This window comes from Microvirga vignae (genome assembly GCF_001017175.1).
Classification (GTDB): Bacteria; Pseudomonadota; Alphaproteobacteria; order Rhizobiales; family Beijerinckiaceae; genus Microvirga; species Microvirga vignae.
In genome coordinates, this window is sequence record NZ_LCYG01000081.1 from 14,599 (window position 1) to 32,184 (window position 17,586).

At 59.5% G+C, this 17,586-nt stretch carries 16 protein-coding genes and 1 pseudogene; 5 read left to right on the top strand and 12 right to left on the bottom strand.

The window, feature by feature from the left end; translation table 11 throughout:
- The first annotated feature begins 798 nt into the window (after window positions 1–798).
- A complete protein-coding gene (locus AA309_RS35475) occupies window positions 799–1,032 on the top strand; it encodes an SAM domain-containing protein (RefSeq protein WP_047191786.1) in 234 nt (77 codons plus the stop codon).
- Window positions 1,033–1,134: 102 nt separating this feature from the next.
- Here the strand turns inward: AA309_RS35475 and AA309_RS25245 are convergent, their stop codons facing one another.
- The 10 genes from AA309_RS25245 to AA309_RS32520 form a co-directional block, all read right to left on the bottom strand.
- Complete coding sequence (locus AA309_RS25245; protein ID WP_047191787.1) at window positions 1,135–1,905, bottom strand: SDR family NAD(P)-dependent oxidoreductase; 771 nt, start codon at window positions 1,903–1,905, stop codon at window positions 1,135–1,137.
- A gap of 46 nt (window positions 1,906–1,951) precedes the next feature.
- Window positions 1,952–3,430 (bottom strand): FAD-dependent oxidoreductase, encoded by a 1,479-nt coding sequence (locus tag AA309_RS25250; protein WP_047191788.1) that lies wholly within the window; start codon window positions 3,428–3,430, stop codon window positions 1,952–1,954.
- A gap of 24 nt (window positions 3,431–3,454) precedes the next feature.
- The gene (locus AA309_RS25255) at window positions 3,455–3,913 is read right to left on the bottom strand and encodes a nuclear transport factor 2 family protein (protein ID WP_047191789.1); all 459 of its coding nucleotides are present in this window, start codon (window positions 3,911–3,913) and stop codon (window positions 3,455–3,457) included.
- A gap of 96 nt (window positions 3,914–4,009) precedes the next feature.
- Complete coding sequence (locus AA309_RS25260) at window positions 4,010–5,488, bottom strand: aldehyde dehydrogenase (RefSeq protein WP_047191790.1); 1,479 nt, start codon at window positions 5,486–5,488, stop codon at window positions 4,010–4,012.
- 54 nt (window positions 5,489–5,542) lie between these two features.
- Window positions 5,543–6,679: a zinc-dependent alcohol dehydrogenase family protein gene (locus tag AA309_RS25265; RefSeq protein ID WP_047191791.1), complete on the bottom strand. Its 1,137-nt coding sequence runs from the start codon at window positions 6,677–6,679 to the stop codon at window positions 5,543–5,545.
- 30 nt (window positions 6,680–6,709) lie between these two features.
- Window positions 6,710–7,525 (bottom strand): N-acyl homoserine lactonase family protein, encoded by an 816-nt coding sequence (locus tag AA309_RS25270; protein ID WP_047191814.1) that lies wholly within the window; start codon window positions 7,523–7,525, stop codon window positions 6,710–6,712.
- 78 nt (window positions 7,526–7,603) lie between these two features.
- The gene (locus tag AA309_RS25275) at window positions 7,604–8,914 is read right to left on the bottom strand and encodes a TRAP transporter large permease (protein WP_047191792.1); all 1,311 of its coding nucleotides are present in this window, start codon (window positions 8,912–8,914) and stop codon (window positions 7,604–7,606) included.
- Complete coding sequence (locus AA309_RS25280) at window positions 8,914–9,528, bottom strand: TRAP transporter small permease (protein WP_047191793.1); 615 nt, start codon at window positions 9,526–9,528, stop codon at window positions 8,914–8,916. The genes AA309_RS25275 and AA309_RS25280 overlap by 1 nt, the downstream gene beginning before the upstream one ends.
- On the bottom strand, window positions 9,525–10,565 hold the full coding sequence (locus AA309_RS25285) for a C4-dicarboxylate TRAP transporter substrate-binding protein (protein WP_047191794.1): 1,041 nt from the start codon (window positions 10,563–10,565) through the stop codon (window positions 9,525–9,527). Before AA309_RS25285 ends, AA309_RS25280 begins: the two co-directional genes overlap by 4 nt.
- A 253-nt stretch (window positions 10,566–10,818) precedes the next feature.
- Window positions 10,819–11,829, bottom strand: a complete 1,011-nt coding sequence (locus AA309_RS32520) for an alpha/beta fold hydrolase (RefSeq protein ID WP_160310544.1) — start codon at window positions 11,827–11,829, stop codon at window positions 10,819–10,821.
- 3 nt (window positions 11,830–11,832) lie between these two features.
- Here AA309_RS32520 and AA309_RS25295 point away from each other — a divergent pair, with 3 nt between their 5' ends.
- Together AA309_RS25295 and AA309_RS25300 are read left to right on the top strand one after the other, a co-directional pair.
- Window positions 11,833–12,843 (top strand): Ldh family oxidoreductase, encoded by a 1,011-nt coding sequence (locus AA309_RS25295; protein WP_047191795.1) that lies wholly within the window; start codon window positions 11,833–11,835, stop codon window positions 12,841–12,843.
- A gap of 35 nt (window positions 12,844–12,878) precedes the next feature.
- A pseudogene (locus tag AA309_RS25300) lies at window positions 12,879–13,464 on the top strand (zinc-binding dehydrogenase); the annotation flags it as partial.
- A gap of 28 nt (window positions 13,465–13,492) precedes the next feature.
- Here AA309_RS25300 and AA309_RS25305 read toward each other — a convergent pair.
- Together AA309_RS25305 and AA309_RS25310 are read right to left on the bottom strand one after the other, a co-directional pair.
- Window positions 13,493–13,819 (bottom strand): ATPase inhibitor subunit zeta, encoded by a 327-nt coding sequence (locus tag AA309_RS25305; protein ID WP_047191796.1) that lies wholly within the window; start codon window positions 13,817–13,819, stop codon window positions 13,493–13,495.
- 70 nt (window positions 13,820–13,889) lie between these two features.
- Window positions 13,890–15,239 (bottom strand): family 1 glycosylhydrolase, encoded by a 1,350-nt coding sequence (locus AA309_RS25310; RefSeq protein WP_047191797.1) that lies wholly within the window; start codon window positions 15,237–15,239, stop codon window positions 13,890–13,892.
- A 698-nt stretch (window positions 15,240–15,937) separates the two neighbouring features.
- Between AA309_RS25310 and AA309_RS33575 the strand changes: the two genes are divergently transcribed.
- Window positions 15,938–16,372: a hypothetical protein gene (locus AA309_RS33575; protein WP_084731649.1), complete on the top strand. Its 435-nt coding sequence runs from the start codon at window positions 15,938–15,940 to the stop codon at window positions 16,370–16,372.
- Window positions 16,373–16,641: 269 nt separating this feature from the next.
- Window positions 16,642–17,043 (top strand): SH3 domain-containing protein, encoded by a 402-nt coding sequence (locus tag AA309_RS32525; protein WP_052954991.1) that lies wholly within the window; start codon window positions 16,642–16,644, stop codon window positions 17,041–17,043.
- The last annotated feature ends 543 nt before the right edge of the window (window positions 17,044–17,586 follow it).

Sequence of the window (17,586 nt, forward strand, 5' to 3'; positions counted from 1 at the left end):
TCAGGATCATGCCCGCGAAGATCCTTGGGCGATGCTCGCTGGATCGGTACTCAAAGCATTCTCGCGGGCAGCATCCGATAGCGCTGTTGGGCTGCAGTGTGCCTTAAAATCAAGGCCGTACCGGAACATCTGTTTTGAGCTGGTGAGCGGACCTTGACACGGCTGCGCTGAACGTCCGAGTTTGACCGAACCTGTGTGAAAACGCTGACCAAGCATGGCTTGGAGCAATCTTCCGTCTTGCGGCCCCTGTGCAGACCGAGATTTCCCCGGTGCAGAGGCATAAAATTGTACAAATAGTTCGCCAAGATCGAGCCTGTCTGCATTTTCACACAAGCTCAACTCCGAACTGACCTTCAGCCTGAGGCTTGTCTAAACTGGACGGCAGCAATTCTTAGCTGCGCTGAAGAGAAAGAGTAACACAGTTTCGCAACCCAGACGCTATCAGCCTGCCTCGCCCACTCTGGCACTAGGTAGAGTACCTCCGGCCGGAGGTAGGGCATCCACTTCCTCGTGCCGCGGAGGGAACTTGGACAAGTCTGTCTCTCCGGACATGTCTTGGCGCATCTTCAGATCCCGGCTGCCGTCTTCATCGGCGGTATGGTGCCCTCCCGCTTGAAGTTGCCGCCGCATGGTTTGCTCAAGACTTGTTTGTGTTGCCAATGGTCACAGGATGTTGCCTCGTTATCATGCGCCGGGGTTTGCAAGATCCCGTATCTGATGACGCCGCACAGGCTCTACAATGCTGCTATCCGGTGGAATGGAACTTCAGGTAAAGTTCGGACAAAGAGGGGGGCCTCGATGGACATCGGCGCCTCGATGGACATCGGCGCATGGCTCCGACCCCTCAATCTCGATCAATATATAACAACGTTTCAAGACAACGCTGTCGATGCTGAGATACGGCCTGAAGTAACTGAGGCTGATCTCAAGAAGCTGGGAGTGCTTCTTGGCCACCGGAAAAAGCTGTTCAAGGCCATCGCTGCATTTCGTGACGAGCAGAAGCTCAAGTCCAAAGATCGCCTTCTGCTGTAGCAAAGTCAGCTGCAGAAGCAACCCTGCTGAGGCTCCAAAAGCTTCCGGATGAAACTTGAGCAACAAGTCAATTAGTTTCAGTTCTGTGCAGATAAGCCACGATCAGCGGAATCCTCCTCCGCCACTGACATAGACTGTATCGGCTGTCATGAAATGGCAGGCATCCGAGCACAGGAAGAGGACCAGTTCACCGATTTCGTCCGCTTCGGCGTTCCTCTTCATTGGAATGTCATTCATCAGCCGCTCGACCATCTCCTTCGACGTTCCCGATGCAGCTTGGAAACCCGTGTTGACCGCTGCCGGCGAGATTGACAGGCACCGGATCCCGCGATCCGCGAACTCGCGCGCCACGCCCATGGTCATTGTTACCACAGCGCCCTTTGCCGAGGCGTAATGGACCGATGTGCCCGGACCACCCCGCTTGTGCGCCATGCTCGCCACATTCACGATGGTACCGCCGCCATTCTCCAGCATGTGCGGAAGCACCTCCTGCATGCCGTAGAAAGTGCCTTTCACGTTCAGATCGAAGCTTAAATCAAACAGCCCGTCGTCGATTTCAAGGAAGCCACAGCGCTTCAATGCCGATCCTGCCGAGTTGAAGAGGAAGTGAATGCGTCCGAAACGTTCCACGCCCGCTTGAACGAAGTTTCGGACGTCCGTGCGCTTGGTTACGTCGGTCTTGATGAAAATCGCCTCGCTTCCTTCGGCCTCGATAGCCTGCACGGTCTCAGCGCCGCCCGCATCATTGATATCGCCGCAAACGACTCGTGCGCCCTCGCGAGCGAAGATCACAGCCGCAGCCCGACCGAGACCGCTTGCGGCTCCCGTTATCGCGATTGTCTTTCCTTTGAAATAGTTTGGTGTTCTCGCCATCTTGTTCTCTTGAAGAAGCTGTTTGTTGCCACTCCTGTCCGCACGCTTACGGAAGGGCTTCAGGAATCGCTGCGCTTTGGGCTTTGCAGTTCTCAGCCGCGTGAATGCCCGCGATGCGACCATAGACGGCGCCGCGCAATACCGACGTGGCGCCCGTGTACCGGCCGTAGTAGATGCCCATGGTCTCGCCGGCTGCGTACAGGCCGGGTATCACACGCCCATCATGGTCAACGACCTGCGCCGAGGTGTTGCAGCGAAGTCCGCCGAATGTGAAGCAGTTGGCGGAGCTGATCGGCCATGCGCGGTAGGGCGGCTTCGCGATGGGACGGGCCCAGTTGGATTTGGGTGGCTGTAGACCGCGGGTCGCAAGCCCATCTTTCTCCAGCGGCTTGAACTCGCCTGACGCGGTCGCGGCGTTGAACTCTGCTACCGTTCGTTCCAGGTTGTCGGCAGACACGCCGATCTGCCCAGCGAGTTGAGCCAGCGTATCCGCCTGATAGGGTTTCTCGTCAGTTCTGACTGTTCGCTGCCAGTTTGGCACATCGTCGAGACCCGCGTCGCAGATGGCGTACGCGATACCGCCCGGCAGGCGATTGATGACCCGTGAGATGTTCTCGTAAATCGCGTCGACGGCGTCCGAGGCTTCGTCGATGAAGCGTCTGCCGTTCTGATCGACGAGAATGCCGTAGGGGAACATGAACACGATTGGCTCGGAGACGCCGGATCGCGGATCGATCGGCTCCGCGTGGTACTCAGTGAAGTCGCCGCATGGTGCTGCGCCGACGGCAAGCCCCATCCGTATTCCTTCGCCCCTGTTGTAGTATCCGCCGCGCGCCACCGGCCGAACATAGCGCGATGCCGGGCCTAGATAACGGGCCTGCATCTCAGCGTTGCCCTCGAAGCCACCGCATGCAAGCACGACGGCCCCCATGAAGCGGTGATTGCGGCTCTCGCGCGATGTTGCACGCAAACCTACAATCCGACCGTCCTCGTTCTGAATCAATTCCTCCGCCGTCGTTTCGTAGAAGAACTCGACTCCGAGTTCGTCGGCTCCTTTTGCAAGTGCCTCCAGCAAAGCCCACCCGCCACCGACCGGGCTAATGCGTGTCGTTGACTGCGTGATCAGGTAGCTCGCCATGTCCGAATAAGTGACCCCGAACTGCTTCATCCATTGCAGTGTCGGCCCTGCTTGCGCAGCAAGGGTCGCGACGATCTCGGGATCAGTGAACGACAGCGATTTCACAATGGATGGCCATTGTTCATAAGGGCTCGCCGTTTCCTGGACCAAGCTCGGATCGAGGTGGAAACCCGAGTTCGCCATGAAGTGCTCCTCAAAGTCGTCCGACACCTCGTGCTCGTTTTTCATCCGCAAGAATGCCTCGGTCCAGCGCGTGTTGCCGCCACGTTCTTCGAAAGGCGCGCGCTCAAGCACCGCCACCTTCGCACCCCCTTGGGCCGCCGAGACCGCCGCTGACAAGCCGGCGATCCCGCAACCGGCAACTATGACATCATATGTCCGTATCATGGTGTCCTCTGTGATAAAGGTTGCTCACGCTTTCGTTTCCCAACGGGTGAACCCGAGCTGGGACGGATCGGGGCGCATGTCCGCGTTCGATTGGCGCTCTTTAAGGACCCAGCGGCCTTCCTCCTGGATCAGCGTGTCGGTATAGACGGTTTGCAGGTATAGTTTGGGGGCTTCTCCCTTGCTCACTCCCGCCAGCAAGAGATAAACGGAGCTGGAAACCGTCCCGTCGCCGTTGCGTTCGACAAGCACCTGGTTGTTCCAGTGTCGTGTCTGGATCCCCTTGTCACTCCAACGCTTGAAATGGTCCACTGCGAAGACCTCCAGTTCGGCTCGGCCATTGCACTCGCCAAACGTGGACGAGAGATACCGCCCATTCTCCGCATAGCATTGTGCCCAGCCGCGACCGTCGCCCGAGTCGATCGCCCTCGCGTAGCGTGCGTAGAGCTGCATGATTTCAAAATAGTCGTTGGCCGAGATGTCCATTGGGCGTCCTCCCACGCTGAGTCCTTGTTCTTGCGTTTTTCCTTTCGCAGTGCCCGAACCGCGTTCGGGCACTGCCTTTTCGGGGAAGTGCTGGGATCAGACCTTGATGGCGAAGGGATCGCGCTCCTCGTCCGAAAAGTCGATCATGACGTTCTTCGTCTGGAGGAACTCTTCCATCGCAATAACGCCGCGTTCCTTTCCATAGCCGGAGTCCTTGAACCCGCCGAACGGCGCCATCACCGATGCCGCACGATAGGTGTTCACCCAAACCGTTCCGGCATGAATCGCGCGGGACATGCGCAGCGCACGAGAAAGGTTTGTTGTCCAGACGCCCGATGCGAGACCGTACTTCGTGTCGTTTGCAATGCTGATAGCCTCCTCCTCCGTGTCGAACGGAATGATCGAAAGTACCGGACCGAATACCTCCTCTTGAGCGAGCGTCATGGAGTTGCGAACATCGGTGAATATCGTCGGCTCGATAAAGAAGCCGTTCGCGAGGTTTTCGCCGGTCGCAGCTTTTCCTCCACAGGCGAGGGTCGCGCCCTCTTTTACGGCGTTGTCGATCGAGCCGAGGATCCGCTTGAACTGGGGCTCATTGGCGGCGGTGCCCATTTCAGTGCTCTTGTCGAGCGGATTGCCCAGCTTGATTTTTCTCGCCCGTTCCACAAGCCGTTCAGATACGTGCTTAGAGACGCCACGCTGTACGAGTAGCCGCGACCCAGCGATACAGGTCTGCCCCGTCGCCGCAAAGATCCCAGCTAGCGCGCCGACGACAGCCCGGTCGAGATCGGCATCGTCGAAGATGATGTTTGGGGACTTGCCGCCCAGCTCCAGAGTCACCGGAACCAGGGCTTTTCCCGCATCGGCCGCGATCTGGCGACCGACAGCCGGACTTCCGGTGAAACTTACGCGGTCGACGCGGCCGCTCGTCAGAAGTGCCTGGCCCGCACGGTAATCGCCCGTGACGACGTTAACGACACCCGGTGGGAATCCGGCTTCCTTGATGAAGTTGGCGAATTCAAGCGTGGTGACCGAGGCGTGCTCAGATGGCTTGATGACCACGCAGTTGCCTGCAGCGAGCGCCGGTGCGAGCTTGTTGGACAGAAGGCCCATCGGCGAATTCCACGCCGTGATGAGCACGGCGACGCCCACCGGCTCACGACGGGTGAAGTCGAATACATTCCGCTGGTCGAGCGGAATGGTGTCGCCGAAGATCTTGTCGGCGCAGCCGGCGAAGAAACGGTATGCGCGCGCCGCAAATCCCATCTGGCTGTAGGTTTCACGGATTACCTTGCCGTTGTCGGTGGTTTCCATGATGGCCATGCGCTCGGCATTCGCATCCAGAATGTCGGCGAGCCTGTGAAGGAGCTTGGCACGATCATAACCGGAGGTCTTGCTCCAGACGGTGTCATAGGCATGCCGCGCGGCGGCAATGGCATCAGCCACCTGGGCAGCGCTCGCCTGGGGAACCGATGCCCACTCTTCGCGCGTGTACGGATTTACGGCGGGGAAATACTCCTGGTTTCCGGTCCTCACCCGTTCGTTGTTGATGAAGAGATCATAAGTCGTAGCCATGGCCGTTGCCTTCCTGTGTCAAAGTCTGAGCGTGGATGGAGCCTGATGACGTGTTCAGGCCGCGATTTTCGGCCGCAAGGTCTGACGAACGACCTTTCCGGCTGAGAGGAGATCGAACCCCCTGTTGAGGGTGGAAAAACTGACATCGCCGCTACGGAGTCGGTCGACGGGAAGGCGTCCCGCCAGATAGAGCTCCATGAACCGAGGGATATCGCGCTGTGGGACACAACTCCCCATGTAGCTGCCCTTGATGGTCCGCTCGTCAGACACCATCGGTGCATGCGCGTAGGCAACTGTCTTCGTCGGATTGGGCAGGCCGGCGCTGATGGTCGTGCCGCCTCGGCCCGTGATGGCATAGGCGGTCTCCATCGCCGGAATCGAGCCTGCCATTTCAAAGGCGAAATCGACGCCTCCGTCGGTTAGATCCCGCACCTCATCCACCGTCCTGTCCGTGCCGGCGAGGACAGCGTGGGTGGCGCCGAGCGATATCGCCAGCTCCAGCTTCTCGATGCTGAGGTCTACGGCAATGATCGGATAGGCTCCGGAGGCGACAAGGCCGATCAATGCGTTCAACCCGACACCTCCGAGCCCCACCACCGCCGCGCTGTCGCCCGGGCGAACCCTGCCCGTATTCATCACGGCGCCGACGCCAGTCACTACGGCGCAACCGAACAGCGCTGCCACTTCCAGCGGCACGGCCTTGTCGATCTTGACGAGTGAGTTTTCCGCAACGACAGCATACTCCGCGAAAGTCGAAAGCCCGCTATAGTGGTGGATTTCGGCACCGTCGCACGAGATGCGCCGCGCCCCGGACTGGAGCGTTCCTTCCGCGCGCGCCTGCCAGGACCGTGTGCAGAGATTGGGGCGGCTATTGGAGCAGTAGCGGCACTCGCCGCAGCTGGCGACAAAGACGGCCACGACATGATCGCCAGGGCTGAACCGGCGCACACCTGCCCCGACTTCCCGCACGATGCCAGCCGCTTCGTGCCCCATCACAGTCGGAACCCTGCGCGGGCGCAGCCCCTCAATGGTCGACAGATCGGAATGGCAGAGTCCGGCCGCCTCCACCTCGATCAGAACTTCGCCCCCGCCGGGAGGATCGAGCTTGACCTCCTGGATGCGGAGTGGGAGCGATTTTTCATAGGGTTGCGGCAATCCTTGCTCGAAGAGAACAGCAGCTTTCATCAGCATGGTACTTGAATCCTGTTGATCTTACGGCGGTCAGTCGGCAGTGGGATCGACATCAAGACGCACGACATCGCCCTCTAGACTGCTGGACACCGCGGGATAGCGCTTGAGGACCAGTGGATCGTGGCCGGGAATCACATGATCTGGACTATCGGCAAGCGAGAGGCACGTCTGGTAGCCACGCACCGTGTCCTGGAAGTTATAGAGCACCGGAAAAGGGTTGTTCTGCTGGAAGTTGACGTAGAAATGTGAGGCATCGGACGCCAGCACGACCCAACCGCGCCGGGTGTAGACACGCACCACTTGCATGCCGGCTGAATGTCCGCCGACCTCATGAATGCTGACGCCTGGCGCGATCTCGCTCGACTTCTCATGAAAGGTGACGCTGCCTTCGAACAAGCGTTTCACGACCGTGCAGACGTCGTCGACCAGGAAAAAGTTATTAAGCGCGGGTATGCCCATGTCCTGGCTAGTGACATTGCGCATCTCGGCGACCTGCAGATGCACCTTGGCATTGATGAACTTGTCTATGTTGCCAGCATGATCCCAGTGCATATGGGTGATGATCACATCCTCCACGCTCGCAGGATCAATGCCGATTGCCTCTAGACCTTTGGTTGGACAACGAATGAATTCATGTCCGCGCTGCGTGCATTTCCAATCACGGGATCCGGTATCGATAACAATGATGCGTTGCCTGTTGCGGATAACCCAGACAAAGAAGTCCATCGGCATCGGAGCCTCATGAACGTCCTTGCCATGACAAAACAGGCAGTTGTGGAACCGCATCCGATACGGGCTCGTGGCGTAGCGTATCGCATAGACTTCATAAGGCTCTGGTGTGCTCATGTGCCCATCTTCCTTGTTACCCTGCGGAAGTGAAGTGCGCAGCCGGATCTGCATCCTGTGAGCAGATCCGGCTGGGTATCAGCGCATCATGACGGTCGGTAACCATAGGGTGATCTCCGGGTAGGCCAGCAGCAGGCCTAGCGTGATCAGTTCCAGGAAGACGAAAGGAATAGCGCCTGTATAGACCTGTCTGGTGGTCACCTTTCCCTTTCCTGCCCCGGCAACGACAAAGAGGTTGAGCCCCACCGGCGGCGTAATGCAGGACAGCTCGATCAGTTTCACCATGATGATGGCAAACCAGATTGGGTCATATCCGAGCCCAGTGACGATGGGATGCACCACCGGCACGGTCATGACCATCATGGAGATCGGGTCCATCAGCATGCCGAGCACGATGTAAAGCGCCACCAAAGCCATCAGCAGCACCCAGGCCGGTAGTCCAAGGTCCTGGATCACGCCCAGTGTGTCACCGATGAAACCGGTGACGAGCAGCAGGCGGGAAAACGCAAGACCTCCGATCACGATGAAGAACATCACCGCAGTGGTGGTGGCGGCCTCGGACATGCTGCTGGTGATCGTGTGCCGGTTCATGCGGCCAGTCACCATGATGACGACGATGGCTCCGACTGCACCAACCGCGCCAGCCGCCGAAGGAGACACCAATCCGGAATAGATCCCGCCGACCACGATGAGTGCGATAAAGGCAATTGGCCAGACGGACTTCAGGCTTGCAATCCGCATTTTAAGCGGAAAGTGACGCTCTGTAGGCGGTGCCCAATCCGGCCAAATACGCACGAAGATAGCGATGCCCACGATATAGACCAAGGCAGTGAGAATGCCTGGGACGATGCCCGCGATCAGGATCTGCCCAATGGACTCGTTCGTGAGCACGCCATAGAGCACCATGGTGATCGACGGCGGGATCATGGCCGCGAAGGTGCCGGCGGCTGCGATGCAGCCAGCCGAGGCTGCTCGATTGTAGCCGAGCTTGATCATCTCAGGCAAGGCGATGCGCGTGAACAGCGCCGCACCGACGATTGTGGAGCCATTGACCGCGCCGAATGCCGCCGAGGCGCAGGTCGTCGCCATGTAGAGACCGCCTCTCACTCGGGCAAGCCACATGTCGGCCGAGCGATAGACGTCAGCAACGATACCCGACGATCCGGCAATCACGCCCATGGCTACGAACATGGGAACGGCCGAGAAGGTGTAGGAGCTGGCAGTGGCGAAGGGGAGCGTACGGAAGGTGGTGAGCGTGAAGCCAAGGCCGGCGGTGACATACATCCCCACGGCGGAAGCCGTGATCATCGCGACTGCGACAGGCAGTCCGATAGCCATCATCAGGAGCATTCCGCCGATGCACAGGCAAGCGATTGTAAAAGGATCCATCAGTCTTGCTCCAGATGAACAGCTTCTGCGCTCGCTGCGCCGCGATGCGACAGGGCATCTTTCGGCCAGAGGATAGTCCAAACGATCTGACGAGCGGTTTCGATAACGGCAATAATCAAACCGGCAGCCGACAGGAGCTTGGCGAGCCAGATGGGCACCGGCACGTAACCGGCGGATACTTCCGAGGCAAGCCAGGCGGCGTGTGCACCATCGACGGCCTCAACCGCAAGTAACAGGAAAGACAGGAAGGTGAAGACAAGTGCGAAGAAGTAAGTGATAAACTGCCAGCGGGTTGAGAAGCTATGGACCACAATATCGACGACGACATGCTGAGCATGTCGCTGCGCATACGGCAGAGCGAGAAAGATAGTCGTTGCTAACAAGGACTCGGTCAGTTCGACCGCGCCCATCATCGGACTATTCATGACGGCACGGCCGAAAGTGTCGATGGTGCCGATAATGATGATGAGCGCGACACAGATACTCGCGATCACCATGGCAATAAAGCACAGCCCGCCGGTTACGTGATCGATCGCGGCAGCGAGTCCCCGCGGCTGTGGAGCCGCGGGGAGGATGCTATTGTCAAGATGATGGGAGCCGGAGGCATTGCTCATTTGGCAGCCTCCATGACCTTTCGGGTATCAGCAACCACGCTCTTGGCCTGCTCGCAAAGATTCTTGCTGCACATTGTTTCTTCCCAGGTCTTCAGCATGTCTGGGAAGGTTGCGTTAAGCTTGTCCTGCTCTTCGAAGTGAACGACCTTGGCGCCGGCCTTTTCGGCGTCGGCCAGGTGCTTCTTCTCAGCGACGTCGAAATTTTCCTTCTCCCAGGCAACCGCAACGTCATAGGCGTCCTTGAAGATTTTCTTCAGGCTTTCCGGATAAGCTGCGAACTTTTCTGCATTGGCGAAGGACGAATAGGCGGCGATCGCACCGAAGTTGATGTCGCTCCAGTTCTTGGCGACTTCATAGAGTTTCAGGAAGCCCGAGTTTTCATTAGGATTGTAACCGCAGTCCAGACTGCCGCGCTGCAAGCCCTCGTAAATCTCGCCGAGCGGGACGTTGACCGGCACCGCGCCGATCTTCTGCATCACATAAGGAGGCCAGTCGCCGAAGGTGCGGATGCGCTTGCCCTTCAGATCTTCCATGGTCTTAACAGGCGTGGTGCACTGAAGCCTGTAGGGGGGAAGCCCGTGTATCAGGACGACCTTCAGCTTGTTCTTAGCCAGTTCATCCTGAATCGCCTTGTTGTTCGCGATCTGATATTCTTGGATGTCCATCGCGAGCTTCGGGTCCTGCCAAGTCATGGGCAAGCTGTTGATCAGGCCCATCATCGGCCACTGAGCTGGATAGTAGGTGGGCGGGAAACTGGCGAAATCGACCGCGCCGCTTGCAACAAGGTCCATCAATTCGCTTGGGCCACCGAGAGCGCCGGACCAGAAGAACTGGATCTTGACCTTGCCGTTAGTGCGCTTCTCGATTTCTTTGGCGAAGAGCTGTTCGGCCTGCGCGGACCCCCATGTCGGCGGTGCAAAATGCGCCCACCGCAGGTTCATCCTCTTGATGTCGTCCTGCGCACTCGCGGCGCCAGAAAAGGCGATAGCGGTCATGGTCAGCGCAAATGCACCGGATACTAGATTCGAAAGTTTCATTTCGTTCCTCCTGATCGTTGTTTCGATGCTTGAGATCGTCGCAAACCTGCGTTGACAGCTAGCATCTCCAGTGTTCTGGCGCTTTTTGATCTCGCTCCCTGGCGCCGGATCTCGGAGGAGCGAGTTCTCGATCAACCGCAGCTTGCTCCGAAGAGCCAGTGAGGCAGACAATCAACGATAGTCGCCGCGAATCGAGGCGCGAGAGATGCGCCGGCAAGATGCGCGGATGTCGCCATGGCCAGAGTGGCGGCGGTCAATATTGGACAGCTCCTTTGATCTGCGAGGGTCGATTGTCTGAAAGGAACGGGATAAGAATTTCTGCAAGCTCGCGGGCGCTCCCTTCAAGGGTGATGCCGTCACCATCCTCGTGCTCAATCTCCGCCAGCTCCGAATTTCGGATCAGGGCGCATACCGCACCACCTTGTCTGCCGATGAGGGCATCCTCTTCAGGCGTGACGATTTCGAGGACGAGCGTCTCGACGGGGATTGCGCGGTAACCTGAAGCGAGATCGTAATTAAGGTTCGCGGCATAGAGTTTCGCTGATCCGTCCGCCGCTTGGAGCGTGTCGAGGACCAGTGCGTGGGCAAGAGCCTCTGCATGAGGCGTAGCATCGCTGAGAATCTCAGGCTGCCACCAAGCTGATGCTATGGTCCGGTAGGTCCGCGCCCATTTCTCAGCCTTGAGGGCTCGTGCATCGCACATCTCAGCGCTCTGGCGGTAGGGCCTTACAAACTTGTCGATGGCCTTGTTTCGGGCGACCTGATCCGGGATGATGCTGTGACTTTGTCCGGCCAACACAAGACGCTTGACTCTGTCGGGGTGGCGTCCGGCGAGAGCTGCCGCTATTTTGTTTCCCGAATGATGCCCATAGACATGAGCCGCGTCTGCGCCGAGAGCAACAATGACCTCGGCGCAAAGGTCAGCGAGGTCCTCGATGGTGATGCCGGCCTCCGCGGGCGCGGAGTTTCCAAAGCCTGGGAGATCGATGGCGACGGCCCGAAAACGATCGCTCAGCACGCCAATGAGTTCCAGAAACATCCGTGACGAACGGCCGGATTGATGGATCAGCAGGACAATGCTGCCATTTCCAGCGGCAGTGTAGTGGATTTGGCCGAACCGCGTTGAAAGGTATCCCTGTTCCAAGGCCGCGTCTCCTCGATATGACAACTGTAGACAGTTTGTTGATTTACAGTCAACATGGGTTTTTAGAAATGATTTGCGTTTCTCTATTGCTTCCTTGCGCATCAAGTTGATGGAGGACATCCCATGGAACTGACCGTCAGAGAGGCTCACGCTCTTGCTTTCCAAGCGATGAGGGCGGTGGGCCATTCGGAGAAAGAGGCAGGAATCATCGCAGACCATCTGATCGATTGTGAACTCCGAGGAATCGGGTATGGAGGACTTGCTAGGGCGCTGTCGGTGGTCGAGCGCATCCGAAAACGTCCGGAGGGCCGCCGCCCGATTTCCGTTGTCAGAGAAACCCCCGTCTCAGTGCTCCTCGATGGTGGCGATCAGGCAGGCTATCTCGTTGGGCACCGCGCAACTGTGATGGGAATCGAGAAGGCGAAGGCAAATGGCATCGCCGTCGCGGGCATGCACAACACATGGTATACAGGCATGTTCGCCTATTACATGGAGATGGCGACAAAGGAGGGGCTGGTCGGCATGGCGGCCGGCGCCTCTGATTGGCGGGTCGCCCCTGCTGGCAGCAATCAGGCGCGGTTCGGCACGAACCCTATTGCCTTCGGATTTCCCTCGTCAGGGGACCCGATCATCATAGATGCGGGCCTCTCCTCTGTGATGATCAGCGAGGCGACGCTGGCGAAGCGTCTTGGGCAGGAATTGGCTGACGGTGTCGCCTATGATGCCGATGGATTCCCCACGAAAGATCCTGCAAACGGGCTCGAAGGGGCGTTCACCGTGTGGGGAGGGCACAAGGGTTCTGCCTTAGCCATCGCTGTTCAGATGTTCGGGCTCCTGTGCGGCAGTGCTCTCAAACCGGATCCTCTCTCGGATTGCGCCCTGTTCCTCATGTTCATGAGGCCAGATATCCTCATTGAGGAAGAGATTCTGCGCAACCAGATTTCAGCTTATGCGGAAGCCGTTCGCTCCGCCCAATCTATCGATGCACTTGATCCGCCGAGAATGCCCTTCGACCGCTCCGCAAATGAGCGTCGCCGTCGTCTCGCCGAGGATGCCATAGACGTTGCCGATCACGTTGTTCAGAGCCTTGAGGCTATCGTCACGGAATCGGAGCGTATGACTGCCGCAGTTTGAAGCCTGATGCTGTTCACCTGAGCTCGGCGGGCAGAGCCGCCCCAATCCTCTGTGCCGGGGTCACGGTCTACAAGGGATTGAAGGAAACCGACACCAAGCCGGGCGACACCGTCGTGATCTCCGGCATTGGCGGGCTCGGCCATGTCGCCGTGCAATACGCGAAGGCCATGGGGCTCAACGTGATCGCCGTCGATATCTCCGGCGAGAAGATGGCTCTCGCCCGCCAGATGGGAGCGGACGCGGCCATCAACGCGAAGACGACCGATCCGGTCGCCGAGGTCAAGAAACTTTGCGGTGGCGCGCAGGGCGTGCTCGTGACAGCGGTATCGCCCCAGGCCTTCAGCCAGGGATTGGGCATGCTCGCGAAGGGAGGCACCATGTCCCTCGTCGGACTGCGGCCCGGCTCGTTCGCGCTCGACATCTGAGACGGTTCTGATGCGCAAGACCATCCGTGGCTCGATTGTTGGAACCCGATTGGATCTCGCCGAATGCCTGCAATTCGCGGGCGACGGCAAGGTCAAGGTCCACTGCTCTCTCGAACCGCTGGAGGCGATCAACGACATCTTCGGCCGGATGCGCAATAACAAGATCGACGGGCGCGTGGTGATGAAGATCCATTGATCCGGATGAGGCCCTCCATCATTCGATCTCATCGCGTCATGAGATTGCGCGCGATCATCACCGCTGCGGCATCGACGGAGTTACCCTGGGCGGTTGGCATCAGGTTTCCGGCCTTGAGCATGAGCTCGGTCATGACGTGCCGGATCCGCTCGTCCGACTCGGCCACGCCCGCAGCGTCGAAGTCCTGGCGGATCCTGCTGAACACGTCGTTCCGCACGGGATTGGCCGTGTCCCTGGCAAGGGCATCCGAATAGGCATCGGCGTCCCGGCCGGTGATGCCCAATTTCTCCGCGGCCCATCGGCCGAGGAGTTTGTTGCGGAGGATTGTCTTCTGCACATCGTCGGAGCTGGTCATTCGAGGTTCTCCGGTTTCCGGCCGTCGGGTTCCGTGGCCCGGGAGCGCCGTTAAAGGAAACGACGGTCAACTAGCTCCTGAGTTCGGGCTTGGTCTTCAATTCGTGGCGCAAGTACCGTCGCCATCCCTCGCGCCGGCGGGCCGCCACCGGTTCGTCGTACTCGCTCGGCAGCATGACCGGCACGAACAGGCAGACGCTCTGCGTCGGCAAGACCTCGCGCCACTGGGACAGAAGTTTCTTGAAGGCTTCCCCCACGGGTCGGATGTTACGGTCGAGATCATACAGCCCACGTGGGTTTACCCGCCCTCGCTGCTCGCGGAGGGCAATGTCCCAATCGATCTGGTCCGTGAGCGAATACCAGGTGAAGCCGACGATGGGCACACGATTGTTGCGCACCCGCAGGACGTTGGCCCATTGCTTCCACAGCCAGTCAACTGCCTCGTCGCCCTCGTGGCCCTGGTCGAAGTTGGTCTCGGTGTGCATGACGGGCAGGCCGTAGCGGTCGTGATACTGGCGCGTGATCTCGTCATAGCCGAACACCTCCCCGGCGGGTCGGATTCCGCCGTCGGCGCGCACGCGGTGCTCGTTGGAGTGATAGAAGTCGTTGCCCATGATGCAGTGGTGGCGCAGGGTGTTGTCCAGGAAGAAATGGTATTCCTCCCGTGTCATGCCGTTATCCAGCAGGTACTCGTGCATGTGCGAGTTGACCGGATACCCGTAGTTTAGATCGAGCGAGAGGAACCGCCGGGCGTTGTAAAACTCCGCAGACTTGATCGCCTTGGGATTGTCGGCATGGAAATACTCGGTCGACTCGCTTTGGATGAAGATCGCGTCGGGACGCTCCTCCAGGATGGCGTACATGGCCAGCACGTTTGCCTTGGCCATGTGCTTGAGCGCGGTCACGAAAGCCCGATCAGTTTTCAACTGCTCGTTCCACCAGCCGAAGGCGGCCGAGAACTGGGCGCAGATGAACATCTCGTTGACGGGAGTGTAGAACTGGACCCAGGGGAAGCGGTGCGCGAAGGCCCTGGCGTACTCGGCAAACAGCGTCGGGAAATCGGGGTTCTGGAAGTCGCCGATCCAGTCCGGCACGCCGAAGTGGCACAGGTCGACGATGGGGACGACATCGCGCTCCTTCAGCCAGGCGAATGTCAGGTCCGCGAACTCCCAATCGTACCGCCCCGGACCGAGGAAGGTCTTGTGCAGTGGAGGACCGTACCGCAGGAAGCGGATGTTCAGATCCCCCAGGAGTTCGAAGTCACGCTGCCACTGACGGTAGTGACCGCATTCCTCCATCTGGTCCCGGCGCACGCGGCCGTTCTGGATCATGGGATAGCTGTTCTCGATGCCGGTCGCGAACAGGAAGAGGGTGACTCGGGTCGGTTGGCGGTCGCCGTCGTTGCGCGAATGATCTCTCATGATGTCGCTCGTTCGTTTCTCCGCCGAGGCATTGGGATCTCCCAGCCAAGCCGTAGGCGCCAGGAACGTCGCTGGGGGTGGTCGCGTGCAGCGGCGGACCCGCGGCCCCGGCATGGCTTTTTTCCGGCAGGCTTCAGTATTGCATCAATCGAGCTTCTCGCTTGATCGTTTGGGTCAGCCAATTGGCAAATTGGGACGCAAGCAGCGGTTCACGTCCTGGCTGAGGGGCACCACCACCTTTGGGGGATGCTCGTTCGCCACGAGAGCATGCGCCCGCTCCCATCCGCGGAGCGATCGTCGCGATCTACCGCAGGTCGAACTGCCCCCGGGCGATGAAGTTTGAACCCGGCGTCAAGGGCAGCAGGGATCAGCCGACCTAAAATCGGCTATCGCGGCGGCCGAAACAGCAAGCGTCGAGATGGCAGGGCCTTTCGTCTCAAAATGCCAAGCGCTTGTCTCAGTCGATCAAGCAAGTTCTCCCAACAGGATCACGATAATTCGCATGACAGCCTGTCTCGTGCCGTGCACCTGGCGGCGACAAGGAGAATGGCGATGAACAGGACTCTCTTGACTCTTATCGCTCTCGCAGCGGGCGCTCTTCTGATCCCGGATATGGCTGAGGCCCAGCGCGGCCGCGGCGGTGGCTTTAGCGGCGCAAGCCCCCGCATGAGCGGCGGTGGCTTTGGGGAGGCCCCAGGATGTACATTCCTCGGGGTGGCGGTGGTTTCCGCGGCGGCGCGATTGCAGCCCGGCCCGGCACTGGGGGCTTTCGCACGACGGCGATTGGTCGTCCCGGCTTTGGTGGATACGGAGTCCGCGCCCCTTATTACCGCGGCTACTACGGCCGAGGCTATCCGTACTATGGCGGGTATTATCGGCGTTATCCCTACTATGGCGGGGCACTGGCCGCTGGCCTGACGCTCGGCGCCCTCAGCTATCCGTACTACGGCTATGGCTACGACTATCCGTATTCCGGCGACAGCTATCCATACTACGGGAGCTATCCATACTACGGGAGCGCCTATGCTGGCCCGGTAGAAGGGCTGAGATGTTGGCAAGGACCGCCATTATGCACGGCAGCCGGCTATCCGAACGTGAGCTACCTCCGCAGGGCGCAGGGGGCGCCGTTCTGAGGCATGCCCATAGGCCTTCGGCTGCTGGTGGATACTATGCGACCCCGGTCCGAACCTGCGCTTTGACCAGTTCGGCGCCGGTTGGGGCCGGATGCTCCCGCCGCACCTCCGGAGGGCGTGCCCGCAGCGCCGTGCAGTGATCCTCTCGCGCCGACAGGCATCCGTCGCGCCGACGATCGTTCGACGCATCCGGTCCGCAGGGCTTGAACCATAGAGACTTCCCGGCGCCGGGAACGTACCGATGCCGGGCGTTGCAGGAGTAATTTCTGATGCGTCAGGTCATCGCGCTCGCGCTTGTTCCAATCATCGCCACAACGCCGGCGCCCGCTGCTCCGGGCGTGACCACCTCCAGCGTCAACTTCCGCTCCGGGCCGGGGACGAGTTTCTCCTCCATCCGGACCCTTCCGGAAGGCACCGCCGTCGACATGGGTGATTGCGAGGATTCCGGCAGTTGGTGCGCCGTTACGGTCGAGGGGCGAAGCGGCTTTGTCAGCGGACTCTACCTGCATTGGTCGGGCCTTTGCCGACAGAAGCGGGTCCAACCCGGGACCGGTGCGACGGGATGGTTCCTTGTAGCGACAGGCCTGGATGGGGAGGGCAGGGCGGCAATCGTTTGCGCTTCAGATCGGCCGCCAATCAGCATCAGAGCCAAGGCCAGGGGCGTCGGATAAAGCCAGCCATCAATGAAAGGCCGAGCATTCAAACGTTTGAGGAAAGGGTCCCGCATCAACCCCCCGTGCCGTTAAGGTTGTCCCGACAAGACCTGACACACCGACTCGGGCGATCTCAAGGCAAGAGTCGAAAAACCAGCCCATTCGTTCCTGGAGCAGCAAGGAAGAGTGGGCGATCACTGGCTCCGGCCTGAGTCGGCACAGGAGGGACCTATCATGTATAGGACGATTCGCTTGGAAGGTTGGCGGACGAGCCGACACATGCGCTCTTCCCGCCAATTGGCACCATCAATCCTTGATGTTGTTGATCACAAGGGCAATCGCGCCCGCTCATTCGCAGCCCGAGAAATATGTCCTCACGGCTTCCGCGAACTTGAATCTGTGAAACAGGAAGGTCTGGTCATGGCACTTCTCGGAAAGGCCTTGGTCAGGTCAGAAGCTTGAAGCGGACATTTTGGAAGGGCAAGGGCTGTCCCTTGCCCGTCTCACATCAGGCTCCTGCGATGCTGTTGATCCCATTGGCCAAACAGGTTGGCAGCGTCC